Origin of the sequence: Pseudomonas pergaminensis (genome assembly GCF_024112395.2) — a bacterium.
GTDB lineage: Bacteria > Pseudomonadota > Gammaproteobacteria > Pseudomonadales > Pseudomonadaceae > Aquipseudomonas > Aquipseudomonas pergaminensis.
Genome location: NZ_CP078013.2, coordinates 2,303,293 through 2,316,062, shown reverse-complemented (window position 1 = coordinate 2,316,062; position 12,770 = coordinate 2,303,293). Strand labels below are relative to the sequence as shown.

Sequence of the window (12,770 nt, the reverse complement as noted above, 5' to 3'; positions counted from 1 at the left end):
GCCTGTTTTTATTATTTTGGAAGAATGCGCTCCACACTAACCCATCCGGCTGCGAATGCAATCAGACCAAAGAGGCATCCTTCCGACAGCACCCGCAGTCAGCGGCTAGCGAAGTACATCGTGACTTCGAAGCCGATACGCAGGTCGGTAAACGCAGGTTTGGTCCACATGGGGGCAGTCCTCTTGTTGGGCCGGAGGGTTCCGGTATAGGCATTAATGCATGTGAGGTTGAGAGGGCGAATACTACTTTCGAAGTAGCGAAGACACTGCATTAGTCGCGAATGTACAGAAGTCAAAATGTGGGAGCGGGCTTGCTCGCGAATAGGGTGTGTCAGCCACATATAGGTTGACTGATCCACCGCTTTCGCGAGCAAGCCCGCTCCCACAGTTTTGACCGCGTTGAATCAGAAGAAGCCCAGCGGGTTGATGTCGTAGCTCACCAGCAGGTTTTTGGTCTGCTGATAATGGTCGAGCATCATCTTGTGGTTCTCACGCCCGACGCCCGACTTCTTGTAACCGCCAAAGGCTGCATGCGCGGGGTACAGGTGATAGCAATTGGTCCACACCCGTCCCGCCTTGATCGCCCGGCCCATGCGGTAGGCGCGGTTGATGTCGCGGGTCCACAGGCCGGCACCCAGGCCGAACTCGCTGTCGTTGGCAATCGCCAGGGCTTCGGCTTCGTCCTTGAAGGTGGTCACGCCCACCACCGGCCCGAAGATTTCTTCTTGGAACACGCGCATCTTGTTGTGCCCCTTGAGCAGGGTCGGCTGGATGTAATAGCCGCTGGAGAGGTCTCCTTCCAAACGCTCGGCCGCGCCACCGGTGAGCAGCACCGCGCCCTCCTCCTGGGCGATCTTCAGGTAGGAGAGGATCTTGTCGTATTGCTGCTCGGACGCCTGGGCGCCCACCATGGTCTCGGTGTCCAGCGGGTTGCCGCGCTTGATCTTGACGATCTTTTTCATCACCTCGGCCATGAACGCATCGTAGATCGACTCCTGCACCAGCGCGCGTGATGGGCAGGTGCACACTTCGCCCTGGTTGAAGAACGCCAGTACCAGGCCTTCGGCGGCTTTTTCGATGAATTGCGGCTCGGCCTGCATGATGTCTTCAAAGAAGATATTCGGCGACTTGCCGCCCAGCTCCACGGTGGACGGAATGATGTTCTCGGCGGCCGCATGCATGATGTGCGCGCCCACCGGGGTGGAGCCGGTAAAGGCGATTTTGGCGATGCGCTTGCTGGTGGCCAGCGCCTCCCCCGCTTCGCGACCAAAGCCGTGCACGATGTTCAGCACGCCAGGCGGCAGCAGGTCGCCGATCAGCTCGGCAAACACCATGATCGACAGCGGCGTCTGCTCGGCTGGCTTGAGCACGATGCAGTTACCGGCGGCTAAGGCCGGTGCGAGTTTCCACGCGGCCATCAGCAGCGGGAAGTTCCACGGGATGATTTGCCCAACCACGCCCAAGGGCTCGTGGAAGTGGTAGGCGGCGGTCAGCTCGTTGATCTCGGCGGCGCCGCCTTCCTGGGCCCGGATGCAGCCAGCGAAGTAACGGAAATGGTCAGCGGCCAGGGGCACGTCGGCGTTGAGGGTTTCGCGCACGGCCTTGCCGTTGTCCCAGGTCTCGGCCACGGCCAGTGCTTCGAGGTGCTGTTCGATGCGGTCGGCGATTTTCAGCAGCACCAGGGAACGGTCCTGGGCCGAGGTCTTGCCCCAGGCATCGGCAGCCGCGTGCGCGGCGTCGAGGGCCTTGTCGATATCGGCGGCGCTGGAGCGCGGGAATTCGGCAATCACTTCGCCAGTTACCGGCGAAGTATTGGTGAAGTACTCACCCTTGATCGGCGCGACAAACTCACCGCCGATGTAATTGCCGTAGCGCGGCTTGAAGCTGACGATGGCGCCGGGGGTGCCAGGTTGGGCGTAGATCATGGTAAGGCCTCTGCTTATTGTTGGGTGTTGATGGGCTGCATCTGGGTGCGTTCGTAGTGGGGGTACAGGTGGGTCACGCTGCGGATCAGCTCATAGCGACTGAGACTGATGGCGGCGAAACGCTCGGGAATCGGGCTGCGGATCAGCTCCGACATGTCGCTGCCCTGTGCGGCGGCGTCGCGCAGCAATTGGTCGAGCCAGGTGAGGTAGTCGCGCATCTGCTCGAAGGGTTTGGCGTCGGTCGCGATAGGGCCGTGGCCGGGTACGATCAGCGTCCAGGGCAAACCTTGCAGAGTGGCGATATCCGCCAGCCAGATCAGCAGCCCCGGTGAATGAGGCGTGGTGAGCGCACGTTGGTAAAACACCAGGTCACCGGCAAACAGCACGCCGGTCTTCTGGTCGAAGATCGCTAGGTCGGCACCGGTATGGCCGCGCAGCTGCAGCAGTTGCAGGTCGTGGCTGCCGAAGCTTTTCACGCCGGGTTGCAGGGTCTGGTTGGGCATTACCACTTCGGTACCGCGCATCCAGTCGCCGACCATGCGGTACAGGTTCTCGGCCATGCTGTCGCCCTGCTCATGCAGCAACACGGTGGTGCCGGCCAGGGCACCGATGGGCACGTCCTTGAAGGCTTGGTTGCCCAGTGCATGGTCGGGGTGGTGGTGAGTCAGCAACACCTGGATCACCGGTTTGTCGGTGACGCGGGCGATGGCCTGGCGCAGGGCTTCGCCGTAGCGCCTGGACGGCCCGGTGTCGATCACCACCACGCCGGCTTCGGTGACGATGAACCCGACATTGACGACGTTGCCGCCGTTGGCCTTGGCGAAATTGTCGGTGCTGCCTTCCAGCAACCAGGTGTTGTCGGCGATCAAACGGGGTGCGAGGGCGTAATCCAGCTCCGCCAGCGCCGGCAGGCTGAAGAGCACCAGCCACAACAGAATCCAGCGCAGGTTCATGGGATGGCCGCCTCGAACTGGCTGCCGCTGGTGTCGCGCAGGGTCAGGCGCGTGGCGCCTGCACCTTCGATATCAAAGGCCAGGTTGGGGTTTTCGCTGACCGCAGGAAACAGCTCCAGGCGCGCCAATAGCCGGTTGTCGTCACCGCGCAGCTCGGCCTGGTGGATAAAGAATTCGGGAATGCCGCTGACCATGCCGTTGTCCATCGGGTGGGCAACTTGCAGCTTCACGCGGCTGAACTCGGCGCGCGGGTAACGGCCGCCCAGCACTTCGCCCAGGTGCTCCTCCCAACCCGGTTGGGTGCGTACCACGCTGGGCGCCGTGCAACCGCCGCCGGCGGCATCGATCAGCGTCGAGCCGACATGCCACATGCCATCCCTGGTCAACACCGCTGCACGCAACGGCGTGGCCTGCTCGATGCGAATCCGGATCGACAGCCACGGCAGCACGCGTTCCAGCGGCTGGAAATCGACGATCTGCGGCAGCGGGTTCAGCTCGGCCCAGGCAAGGATCCTGACCACGTCACCCTTGAACGCGCGGGCGTCGATCTCCAGCGGCACCTGGCGCGCATCCTCGGCGAACGGTGGCGCCAAGAGCTTCACCCGCTCGTCGAACACGAACGCTGCATTGTCGAGAAAACGCTGGTGATAGTAGGCCCACATCACCGAAGGCACCGGGTCCACGGGCGCGCCCCAGGCCAGCACCGGCCAGCAGCAGATCCACCACCCACGCAGGCGCATGGCTTACTCCTCGACGTGCACGCTGTCGAGGTAGGTGCGCACCGCCCACAGGGCTTCCTGGCTCAGGTAGTCGGCCATTTTCGGCATGTACACCCGGCCATCGCGCACGGCGCCGTGGCGCACGCGCTCCACGAACCATTCATCGCCGGCGTCACCGGCGTCGAGCATGCGCAGGTCGGGGGCGATGCCACCGGACTTGGCTTCCAGGCCATGGCAGGCGGCGCAGTTCTGGTTATAGGCAGAGGCACCGACTTCCACCGCCTTGTCGTGCTCCGGGGTGGTGCGATAGGGGTTGGTGGCAGCCCAGCCATCGGCGTCCAGCGGTACGCCGGCCTCCTTGATCGGGGTAAGGCCTTTGGTTTCCACGGCGGTGGGTGTCACGTTGCCGTGGGCCCAGACGGAACCGGCACTGAGCGCGCCGGCAAACAGGCAGGCGGTGATCAAGGCGTTGCGTTTTGTTGTCATTATTTTTTCCCTCAGGATTGCACGCAAAACCTCTTCGCAGAGGCTATGGCAACCATCTTAGGAAGCCCCCGGCGGCACCCGTATGCTGCTTTGGTGGGCGGGTTCTCATCCGTTGGTAGCAGGCCTTGTGGGGCACTGCTAAATCAGAGGCGGTTCGGGAAATTGTCCCGGCAACACCGGGACTTTTTCCGTATTCGCCGCCGCATCCAGGCAGCAACCTGTGCAGGCCAAAACCTCCACTGGGAACTGCAACCATGACAATAAGATCGCTACCCGCCCTCTCACCTTTGAGCCTTGCCGTGCAAGCCTTTCTGCTGGTGGGCAGCCTGTCCCTCAGTGCTGCAAGCTATGCCGCTGCCGACCCCGCAGCGAAGCAGACACGCAATGTCAGCTGGGAAGACATCGCCAACGACCACCTGACCACCAAGGACGTGCTGCAATACGGCATGGGCACCAACGCCCAGCGTTGGAGCCCACTGGCGCAGGTCAACGACAAGAACGTGTTCAAGCTCACGCCGGCCTGGTCGTACTCGTTCGGCGATGAGAAGCAGCGCGGCCAGGAATCCCAGGCCATCGTCAGCGACGGCGTGGTCTACGTCACCGGCTCCTATTCCCGCGTGTTCGCCCTTGATGCGAAGACCGGCAAGCGCCTGTGGACCTACAACCACCGCCTGCCCGACAACATTCGCCCGTGCTGCGACGTGGTCAACCGTGGCGCGGCGATCTTTGGCGACAAGATCTACTTCGGCACCCTCGACGCGCGCCTGATCGCCCTCGACAAAAACACCGGCAAAGTGGTGTGGAACAAAAAATTCGGTGACCACGCCGCCGGCTACACCATGACCGGCGCCCCAGTGCTGATCAAAGACAAAGTCAGCGGCAAGGTGCTGCTGATCCACGGCAGCTCCGGCGATGAATTCGGCGTGGTCGGCCAGCTGTATGCGCGCGACCCGGACACCGGCGAAGAAGTCTGGATGCGCCCGTTCGTGGAAGGCCACATGGGCCGCCTGAATGGCAAGGACAGCACCCCGACCGGCGACGTCAAAGCGCCGTCGTGGCCGGATGACCCGACCACCGAAACCGGCAAGGTCGAGGCCTGGAGCCACGGCGGCGGCGCGCCTTGGCAGAGTGCGAGCTTCGATGTCGAGACCAACACCATCATCGTTGGCGCCGGCAACCCCGGCCCATGGAACACCTGGGCGCGCACCTCCAAGGACGGCAACCCCCACGATTTCGACAGCCTCTACACCTCCGGCCAGGTCGGCGTCGACCCCAGCACCGGCGAAGTAAAATGGTTCTACCAGCACACCCCGAACGACGCTTGGGACTTCTCCGGCAACAACGAACTGGTACTGTTCGACTACAAGGACAAGGACGGCAAGGTCATCAAGGCCACCGGCCATGCCGACCGCAACGGCTTCTTCTATGTGGTGGACCGCAACAACGGCAAGCTGCAGAACGCCTTCCCGTTTGTCGACAACATCACCTGGGCCAGCCACATCGACCTGAAGACCGGCCGCCCCGTGGAAAACGAAGGCCAGCGTCCGGCCAAGCCGTTGCCGGGTGAAACCAAGGGCAAGCCGGTGGAAGTCTCGCCGCCGTTCCTGGGGGGCAAGAACTGGAACCCCATGGCCTACAGCCAGGACACCGGCCTGTTCTATATCCCTGGCAACCAGTGGAAAGAGGAATACTGGACCGAAGAGGTCAACTACAAGAAGGGCTCGGCGTACCTGGGCATGGGGTTCCGCATCAAGCGCATGTATGACGACCACGTCGGCACCCTGCGTGCGATGAACCCGACCACTGGGAAGGTGGTGTGGGAACACAAGGAACACCTGCCCTTGTGGGCCGGCGTGCTGGCGACCAAGGGCAATCTGGTGTTCACCGGCACTGGCGATGGCTTCTTCAAGGCCTTCGATGCGAAAACCGGCAAGGAGCTGTGGAAGTTCCAGACCGGCAGCGGCATCGTCTCGCCGCCGATCACTTGGGAGCAGGATGGCGAGCAGTACATCGGCGTCACTGTCGGCTATGGCGGCGCAGTGCCGCTGTGGGGCGGCGACATGGCTGAGCTGACCAAGCCAGTGGCACAGGGTGGGTCGTTCTGGGTGTTCAAGATCCCGAGCTGGGATCAGAAAACCGCTCAGAAGTAACCTTCGGCCGGGGGAATCCATAGGCTCTCCCGGCCTTCCTTCTTTAGAGGCCCCGCCATGAAACTCTTGCCTTTACTGCTCCTGCTGAGCCTGCCCCTGGCCCACGCCGACGATGGCGACGACGCCCCCCTCGTCATCAACGGCTGCACCCTCGCCGAACACAGCCAATGCCCCGGCGCCAACCTCAAGGGCGCCAACCTGAGTAACCAGAACCTGAGCAAAATGAACCTGGCCGGCGCCGACCTGCGCGATGCGGATTTGCGCCACGCCAACCTCGACCTGGCCAACCTGGAGAAAGCCCAGTTGCAAGGCGCCAATTTCACCCGCGCCAGCCTGCAACAGGCCAACCTGCGTCTGGCCGACTTTACCGGCGCCACGCTGATGGCCGTGCAAGGCTGGGGGATGTTTGCCCAGGGCGCGCAATTTGAAAACGCCAACCTGAGCGCCGCCTACCTCCAATTTGCAAGGCTATCGGGCGCGAAGATGCACAAGGTCAACCTAAGGGCGGCCGACCTGGAAATGACCTGGCTGAGCAAGGCCGATCTGCAAGGCGCCGACCTCAGCGATGCCAACCTGCAAGAAGCCAAATTTGGTGAAAGCAACCTGGAAAAAGCCACTCTCAGCGGCAGCCGCCAGCACTATGCGAATTTCCAGGATGCGAACATGGAAGGCTGCAAGGACTGCCCTACCACCTGGGATCGCTAGACACACCTCACTCTGTAGCTGGCTTGCCGGCGATGAGGATCTGTGGGGAGTGAGCTTGTTCCCGCTGGCGGCGTGGCATCTGGCCGCAATCTAACTGATACCCCAGCGATCCAAATGTGGGAGCTGGCTTGCCTGCGAAGGCGGCCTGACAGCCGACCTGGATGTTGGATCAGACTGGGTACATATCCGTTGTTTGGGTAACGGCCGCCTATGGTTCCGCTCTTACAGCGGCTCACTTTTGGAAAGGCCCAAAAGTAAGCAAAAGGCCTTCGCCCCAACACTCGGCACCTCGCCTAGGCTCGGTGTGCCCGTAATCCGACAGGTATTTGGGGGCCGCCGCCACGCGCCATCCATGGCGCGGGGCGGCTAAACCGGCATCCCTGCCGGTTTACCCCCCAAATCCCTGCCGAATTCCGGCCAGCGTGTTTGACGGGGCGCCTAGGATCAAGATCAAAAGCAAGAGCACGGCGGCCTGGCAGCCGGCCTGAGTGGTCGAAGCAAAAGCAGGACGTGTAGGAGCTGGCTTGCCGGCGATGCAGGCAACTCGGTACAGCAGACAGACGCCGGTGACGCCATCTCCGGCAAGCCGGCTCCTACAGGTAATGGGGGTGGGTTCAGCCCGCCACGCGCACCACCCCCATGTCGATACCCAGGTGCACCAGTTCGGCATGGGAACTCACCTGCAACTTGCTTTTGAGCAAGGTCAGGTGGTTGGACACGGTCTTGCTGCTGATACTCAGCTGCGCCGCAATCGAACGAGCCGGGGTGCCCTTGGCGAGCATCAGAAAAATCTCCAGCTCACGCTGGGTCATGCTCTGCAAGCGCCGGTCCGTGGGGTGATAGGCCAGCTGCGTGGCCAGGTCCTGTTCGATATAGGTGTGGCCGTCAAGAATGCGCTCAACCGCTTCAAGCATCACCGCAGGCGAAGCGCTCTTGGTGAGATATCCCGAAGCGCCCGCGTCCAAAGCCTGGCGCACCAGAGGCAGCTCGGCATGCTGGCTGAAAAACAGCACGCGCAGTTGTGGCAGGCGCTGGCGCAGGCGTCGTGTGGTTTCCAGGCCGCTGATGCCCGGCAAGCCGAAGCCGATGATCACCAGGTTGGGCACCGCTTCGTGCACCCGCGCCAGGGCTTCCTCGCCACTCGCCGCTTCGCGCACTACCACGCCCGGCAGTCCGTCGCGCAACAGCCCGGCATAACCCAGGCGGACCACGGCGTGATCATCGACCAGCAGGATATTCATAGTGCCTCCAATGGCTGCGCATCACCCCATGCTAGAGCCCCTGCACCCACCACGACCTACTACTTTGGTACTGCTTTTCCTGTCTATCGTCGCATTCCCAAGGCAGCGGGACTCACGTGTAATGGGTGCATAACGATAAGGATCGGACCCGCCATGCTGCCCGCTCGACTGCCACTTGCGGCACTGTTGTGCCTGTTCTTCACGCCCGTACAGGCCGACGCCCCACTGTTTTCCCCCGATGGCTACCGCGTCAGCCTGTACCGCAGCCCTACGCCCGCTCAACTGCCCGGTGCGACCATCGTCGACACCCCTGCCCTGCAAGCCCTGCTGACCCAGACACCCGCACCCGTGCTGGTCGATGTGTACCGTCGCCAATGGCTGCAAGGCCGCTTCATCGAGGACCAGCCCCATGCCAACCTGCCCGGCAGCCACTGGCTGGCCAATACCGGCGACGGCGACCTCACGCCCGAATGGCAAGGCTATTTCGCACGACACCTGTACACCTTCACCGGTGGCAACCTCGCACGCCCGCTGGTGTTCTACTGCCGCGCCGATTGCTGGCTGAGTTGGAACGCGGTAAAACGAGCCGCCAACCTGGGCTATACCTCTGTGTATTGGTACCGCGATGGCTTGGACGCATGGGAAGCGGCAAACCTGCCAGTGATGGCTGCGACACCCGAACCCTTTGAATAAAAAACCACAACAAGAAGGTGAACGGCCATGTACAAAATTCTGATTGCCGACGATCACCCGCTGTTTCGCGAGGCGATCCATAACGTCATCAGCGACGGTTTCCCCGGCAGCGACGTGATGGAAACCGCCGACCTGGACAGCGCCCTCGCCTTGACCCAGGAACACGACGACCTCGACCTGATCCTGCTGGACTTGAACATGCCCGGCATGCATGGCCTCAACGGCTTGATCAACCTGCGCAACGAGTCACCGACCATCCCGGTGGTGATCGTCTCGGCCGAGCAAGACAAGCAGATCGTGCTGCAAGCCATCACCTACGGCGCCGTGGGTTTTATCACCAAGTCGTCACCCCGCCTGCAAATGACCGAAGCGATCCAGCAGATTCTCAACGGCAACGTGTACCTGCCGCCGGACATCATCCGCACCCAGCGCAACAGCGGGCAGCGCCGCATGAACGACAGCCCCGGGTTTGCGCCAGAACTGCTGCAAGCGCTGACGCGCAAGCAGTTGCTGGTACTGGAACGGATGACCAAGGGCGAGTCGAACAAGCAGATCGCCTACACGCTGGAGATTGCCGAGACCACGGTGAAGGCGCATGTGTCGGCGATTCTGCGCAAACTGAATGTGCACAATCGGGTGCAGGCGATTCTCAGCGCTGGGGATATCGATTTCGGCTCGTACCTGCGCCGCTGAAACGTCAAGACGACGAGGTCGAGGTGGGAGCTGGCTTGCCTGCGAAAGCGCTGGGTCAGTTTGCACAGCCGTAACTGATACACCGCTTTCGCAGGCAAGCCAGCTCTCACATTTGATCTGCGTGCGCAGGTGTTTCAGTGTTTATTTTCCAAGCAGATGACTCATGGCGGTCTTGAGCTTCATCGGCCGCACCGGCTTGTGCATCAACGTGTGCCCCAATTCGCGTATCTGCAGCTTCAACTCATTGCTGTAGTTGGCGGTGATCATCAGTGCCGGCACCGCACTGCCGCGCCGGGCGTTGATGCGGGCCACGGCGTCCACACCGTTCTGGTCGTCGTCCAGGTGGTAGTCGGCAATCAGCAAGTCCGCCTCGGCATGGTAGTTGTCTACCTGCCGCGCCAGGTCCTGCTCCGACAGCGCGGTGATCACCCGGCAGCCCCAGCCTTCGAGCAAGGTGCGCATACCGGCGCAAATCGCGGCGTCGTTATCCAACACCCACACGCGCGCGCCTTGCAAGCGCTCCAGCATCGGCTCGCTCATGCACAGCGTCGGCAATGACTTTGGCGCAGTGGCACTCAGCGGCACTTCCACCGAAAACATCGAGCCCTTGCCCGGCCAGGACCTGACGCTGATGCGATGGCCCAGTATGCCGGCGATTTTCTCCACGATCGCCAGGCCCAACCCGAGCCCACGGTCCTGGTCCGGACGCTGGATATCGCCGCGTTTGAACTCCTGGAAAATCTCTTCAAGCCGGTCCTCGGCAATGCCCATACCGCTGTCCCACACTTGGATCAGCAAGCGCTGCTGCTGGCGTCGGCAACCCAGCACCACGCGCCCTGAGTAGGTGTAGCGAATGGCATTGCTCAACAGGTTGCGCAGGATCCGCGCGAGCAACTGGATATCGCTGCGCACCAATGCCGAACAACCGACAAAGTGCAGCTCAAGCCCTTCGCTGCGCGCCAGTTCGGTGTATTCGGCAGCCAGGTTGTCGAGCAATTCGCTCAGTGCAAACGGGGCGATATCAGCCTTGATCACCCCGGCATCCAGCTTGGAAATATCCACCAGCGTGCCCAGCAGGTTTTCCACGTCTTCCAGGGAGTTGCTCACATTGCGCACCAGGGTTTCGCTGGGGCGCTCCAGCAATGCGCTGGTGAACAGGCGCGCGGCATTCAGCGGTTGCAAGAGGTCGTGGCTGACCGCCGCAAGGAATTTGGTCTTCGATAGGTTGGCCTGCTCCGCTTCCAGCTTGGCTTCGCGCAGACGGGTTTCCATGCGCCGGCGCTCGTCGATCTCCTTGAGCAACTGGTCGTTGAGCGACGTGAGTTCCGAGGTGCGCTGGGCCACGCGTTGCTCCAGGTGCTGATAGGCCTGATGCAGGGCCTCGGCGGTGCGGCGCCGTTCAGTGATGTCGCGGATCAACACGAAGATCCCCACCACTTCGCCACTGGCGAGCATATTCGGCACATAGGAGCGCAGCATGTAGCGCTCCTGGTTGTTGATGTTGGTTTCGGCGAACTCGAAAGTCACGCTCTCGCCGGCCAGCGCGCGGGCGACGTAGGCGTCCAGGCGCTGGCAATGTTGCTCGCTGTGCACTTGGCGCAGGCTCTGGCCGAGCATCATGCCGCGCGGCCAGCAGTACCATTCTTCATAGACCTTGTTGGTGAATTCGTAGACCAGGTCGGCATTCAGGTAGCCGATCAGCGCCGGTACGTTGTCGGTGATCAGGCGGATCCAGCGTTCGCTCTCCTGGGCTTTCTGCGCCGCCACCTGCTCGCCGCGCAAGGCTTCGGCCCGCAGCCGCGCGTTGATCAGCAGGTGGTTGCTGGCCTTGAGCTCGGCCATCGCCTGGTTCAAAGCGTCGGTGCGTTCGCGCACTTGCTCGGCCAGCACCACCGAATGCTGGAAGGTGGTGTAGGGGTTGTTGCCCTGGGTCATGCCGGACTCGATGCGCTCGATCAGCGCCGCGTTGATCCGGGCCAGCTTGTGGTTGTCCTGTTGCAGCCGGGCCAACTGGGCGAGCAGTTCAGCGTCGGCCTCGGGCAATGGCGACCCCGGTGAAGGTCTGGTTGATGTGCATGCCATTGAACTGTTCTCCGTAGGTGTTGAAGCCCATCACCCGCTGATCGCGCAAATAACCGCCGATCTGTTCCAGGTCGCCGGCGTCTTCCAGTTCCAGGCGGCGCAAAAAGCAATCGCAGCCGATGGTCAGCAACAGGTCGCCGAGGCGCGCCTGAAGGCCACCGAACAGGGTTTGCAGGTTGGGCAGGATCGGCCCCGGTTTCATGACCGTCAGCACGATGCCGTTTTCCACCGCGCAGTAGAAACTCAGGCTCAGGTCGTCGTGCACCTGCTGGATCGAGCGCAGGTAGTATTGGTCGTGGATGCGCACGGCCAGTGGGTGGGCGGCGAAGGTGCGGTGGTCGAGATCGGCCACGGCCACGCCGATGTGCCGTGCGTACTCTTCGGCGGCGGGCTCGGCGTTGAGTTCGAAGACTCGGCGCGAGGGACTGTCAGCGCCGGTGACCACCAGTTTTTCCGTGCGCGGCAGGATGTGGTGGGTGGTGAACACCTCGAAATCCAGCCAGGTATTGACCAGCACCACCACCGCCGCGCCACTGTGGAACACGCCATTGAAGTACACGTGGGTGTGGGTGAGGAAGTTGTCATCACCCGCCGAACCGCCGAAGTGGGGAATATCCCCCAGGGCCGCGCTGAGGGCCGCCAGCACCATTTCCTCACGGCTGGACAGGCCATCGAGCAATGTCAGCGCAAAGGTGTTGCCCTTGATCGGCGCCAGGGTATTGCTGCGGCAGCCGCCGACCAGGCGCTCGACCATGTCCTGGGCGTTGATCAGGCTGAAATGCTCCACCTGGTCGATGAGTTCAGTGGCGATGGAAAAGTGCGCATGGTTGAAGCCCACCGCCGTGATGCAGTTACGGCCATAGCCTTGAGGGGTGATTTCGCCGGCGCTGGTGCAACCGACCACGCGCACGCTGCCAAAGCACTGTTGCAGCGCTTGACCCAGGGCCTGCAGGTCATAGGACGCCGAGCAGAAAAACAGCACAAACCCCAGGTATGGGTGCAGCAGTTGCCGCGCCAGCTCTTCGGCGGCCTGCCCGGCATCCGTGGCCTGGGACATGGCACTGACTACGCCTTCACTGTTGTGCATCGTTGGCTCCCCCCTCTGAGGCACCAGTGTACGAAG

General features: G+C 62.3%; 12 protein-coding genes. 4 read left to right on the top strand and 8 right to left on the bottom strand.

The genetic code is table 11. The annotated features are described in order from the left end of the window. Positions 1-98 precede the first annotated feature (98 nt). The 5 genes from pqqA to pedF form a co-directional block, all read right to left on the bottom strand. The gene (gene pqqA, locus KUA23_RS10670) at positions 99-170 is read right to left on the bottom strand and encodes a pyrroloquinoline quinone precursor peptide PqqA (RefSeq protein WP_010209364.1); all 72 of its coding nucleotides are present in this window, start codon (positions 168-170) and stop codon (positions 99-101) included. A gap of 234 nt (positions 171-404) precedes the next feature. Further along, complete coding sequence (gene exaC, locus KUA23_RS10665) at positions 405-1,925, bottom strand: acetaldehyde dehydrogenase ExaC (RefSeq protein ID WP_252993901.1); 1,521 nt, start codon at positions 1,923-1,925, stop codon at positions 405-407. 14 nt (positions 1,926-1,939) lie between these two features. After that, positions 1,940-2,872 (bottom strand): quinoprotein relay system zinc metallohydrolase 1, encoded by a 933-nt coding sequence (locus KUA23_RS10660; RefSeq protein ID WP_252994271.1) that lies wholly within the window; start codon positions 2,870-2,872, stop codon positions 1,940-1,942. A 2-nt stretch (positions 2,873-2,874) separates the two neighbouring features. Next, positions 2,875-3,618, bottom strand: coding sequence for a quinoprotein dehydrogenase-associated SoxYZ-like carrier (locus KUA23_RS10655; RefSeq protein WP_078047800.1), 744 nt, complete (start codon positions 3,616-3,618; stop codon positions 2,875-2,877). Positions 3,619-3,621: 3 nt separating this feature from the next. Beyond that, positions 3,622-4,083: a cytochrome c-550 PedF gene (pedF, locus tag KUA23_RS10650; protein WP_078047799.1), complete on the bottom strand. Its 462-nt coding sequence runs from the start codon at positions 4,081-4,083 to the stop codon at positions 3,622-3,624. A gap of 254 nt (positions 4,084-4,337) precedes the next feature. On the opposite strand from pedF, the gene exaA reads away from it, so the two are divergent. Both exaA and KUA23_RS10640 read left to right on the top strand, forming a co-directional pair. Beyond that, positions 4,338-6,233, top strand: coding sequence for a quinoprotein ethanol dehydrogenase (exaA, locus tag KUA23_RS10645; protein WP_252993900.1), 1,896 nt, complete (start codon positions 4,338-4,340; stop codon positions 6,231-6,233). A 57-nt stretch (positions 6,234-6,290) separates the two neighbouring features. Beyond that, positions 6,291-6,938 (top strand): pentapeptide repeat-containing protein, encoded by a 648-nt coding sequence (locus tag KUA23_RS10640; protein WP_252993899.1) that lies wholly within the window; start codon positions 6,291-6,293, stop codon positions 6,936-6,938. A 614-nt stretch (positions 6,939-7,552) separates the two neighbouring features. Here KUA23_RS10640 and KUA23_RS10635 read toward each other — a convergent pair. Further along, complete coding sequence (locus KUA23_RS10635) at positions 7,553-8,179, bottom strand: response regulator (RefSeq protein ID WP_099494544.1); 627 nt, start codon at positions 8,177-8,179, stop codon at positions 7,553-7,555. A 153-nt stretch (positions 8,180-8,332) separates the two neighbouring features. Here KUA23_RS10635 and KUA23_RS10630 point away from each other — a divergent pair, with 153 nt between their 5' ends. After that, the gene (locus KUA23_RS10630) at positions 8,333-8,872 is read left to right on the top strand and encodes a PQQ-dependent catabolism-associated CXXCW motif protein (protein ID WP_078047795.1); all 540 of its coding nucleotides are present in this window, start codon (positions 8,333-8,335) and stop codon (positions 8,870-8,872) included. Between the two features lie 27 nt (positions 8,873-8,899). Further along, positions 8,900-9,565: a response regulator transcription factor gene (locus KUA23_RS10625; RefSeq protein WP_078047794.1), complete on the top strand. Its 666-nt coding sequence runs from the start codon at positions 8,900-8,902 to the stop codon at positions 9,563-9,565. A 141-nt stretch (positions 9,566-9,706) separates the two neighbouring features. On the opposite strand, the gene KUA23_RS10620 is transcribed toward KUA23_RS10625, so the two are convergent. Together KUA23_RS10620 and nosP are read right to left on the bottom strand one after the other, a co-directional pair. Next, complete coding sequence (locus KUA23_RS10620; RefSeq protein WP_078047793.1) at positions 9,707-11,647, bottom strand: PAS domain-containing hybrid sensor histidine kinase/response regulator; 1,941 nt, start codon at positions 11,645-11,647, stop codon at positions 9,707-9,709. Beyond that, positions 11,589-12,734 (bottom strand): nitric oxide-sensing protein NosP, encoded by a 1,146-nt coding sequence (gene nosP, locus KUA23_RS10615; protein ID WP_100491097.1) that lies wholly within the window; start codon positions 12,732-12,734, stop codon positions 11,589-11,591. The genes KUA23_RS10620 and nosP overlap by 59 nt, the downstream gene beginning before the upstream one ends. Between the last annotated feature and the right edge of the window lie 36 nt (positions 12,735-12,770).

Coding starts and splice junctions, on each gene's coding strand:
- KUA23_RS10620 (WP_078047793.1), bottom strand. CDS start 11,647: ATGGCATGCACATCAACCAGACCTTCACCGGGGTCGCCATTGCCCGAG.
- KUA23_RS10625 (WP_078047794.1), top strand. CDS start 8,900: ATGTACAAAATTCTGATTGCCGACGATCACCCGCTGTTTCGCGAGGCG.
- exaA (WP_252993900.1), top strand. CDS start 4,338: ATGACAATAAGATCGCTACCCGCCCTCTCACCTTTGAGCCTTGCCGTG.
- nosP (WP_100491097.1), bottom strand. CDS start 12,734: ATGCACAACAGTGAAGGCGTAGTCAGTGCCATGTCCCAGGCCACGGAT.
- KUA23_RS10630 (WP_078047795.1), top strand. CDS start 8,333: ATGCTGCCCGCTCGACTGCCACTTGCGGCACTGTTGTGCCTGTTCTTC.
- KUA23_RS10640 (WP_252993899.1), top strand. CDS start 6,291: ATGAAACTCTTGCCTTTACTGCTCCTGCTGAGCCTGCCCCTGGCCCAC.
- exaC (WP_252993901.1), bottom strand. CDS start 1,925: ATGATCTACGCCCAACCTGGCACCCCCGGCGCCATCGTCAGCTTCAAG.
- pedF (WP_078047799.1), bottom strand. CDS start 4,083: ATGACAACAAAACGCAACGCCTTGATCACCGCCTGCCTGTTTGCCGGC.
- KUA23_RS10635 (WP_099494544.1), bottom strand. CDS start 8,179: ATGAATATCCTGCTGGTCGATGATCACGCCGTGGTCCGCCTGGGTTAT.
- KUA23_RS10655 (WP_078047800.1), bottom strand. CDS start 3,618: ATGCGCCTGCGTGGGTGGTGGATCTGCTGCTGGCCGGTGCTGGCCTGG.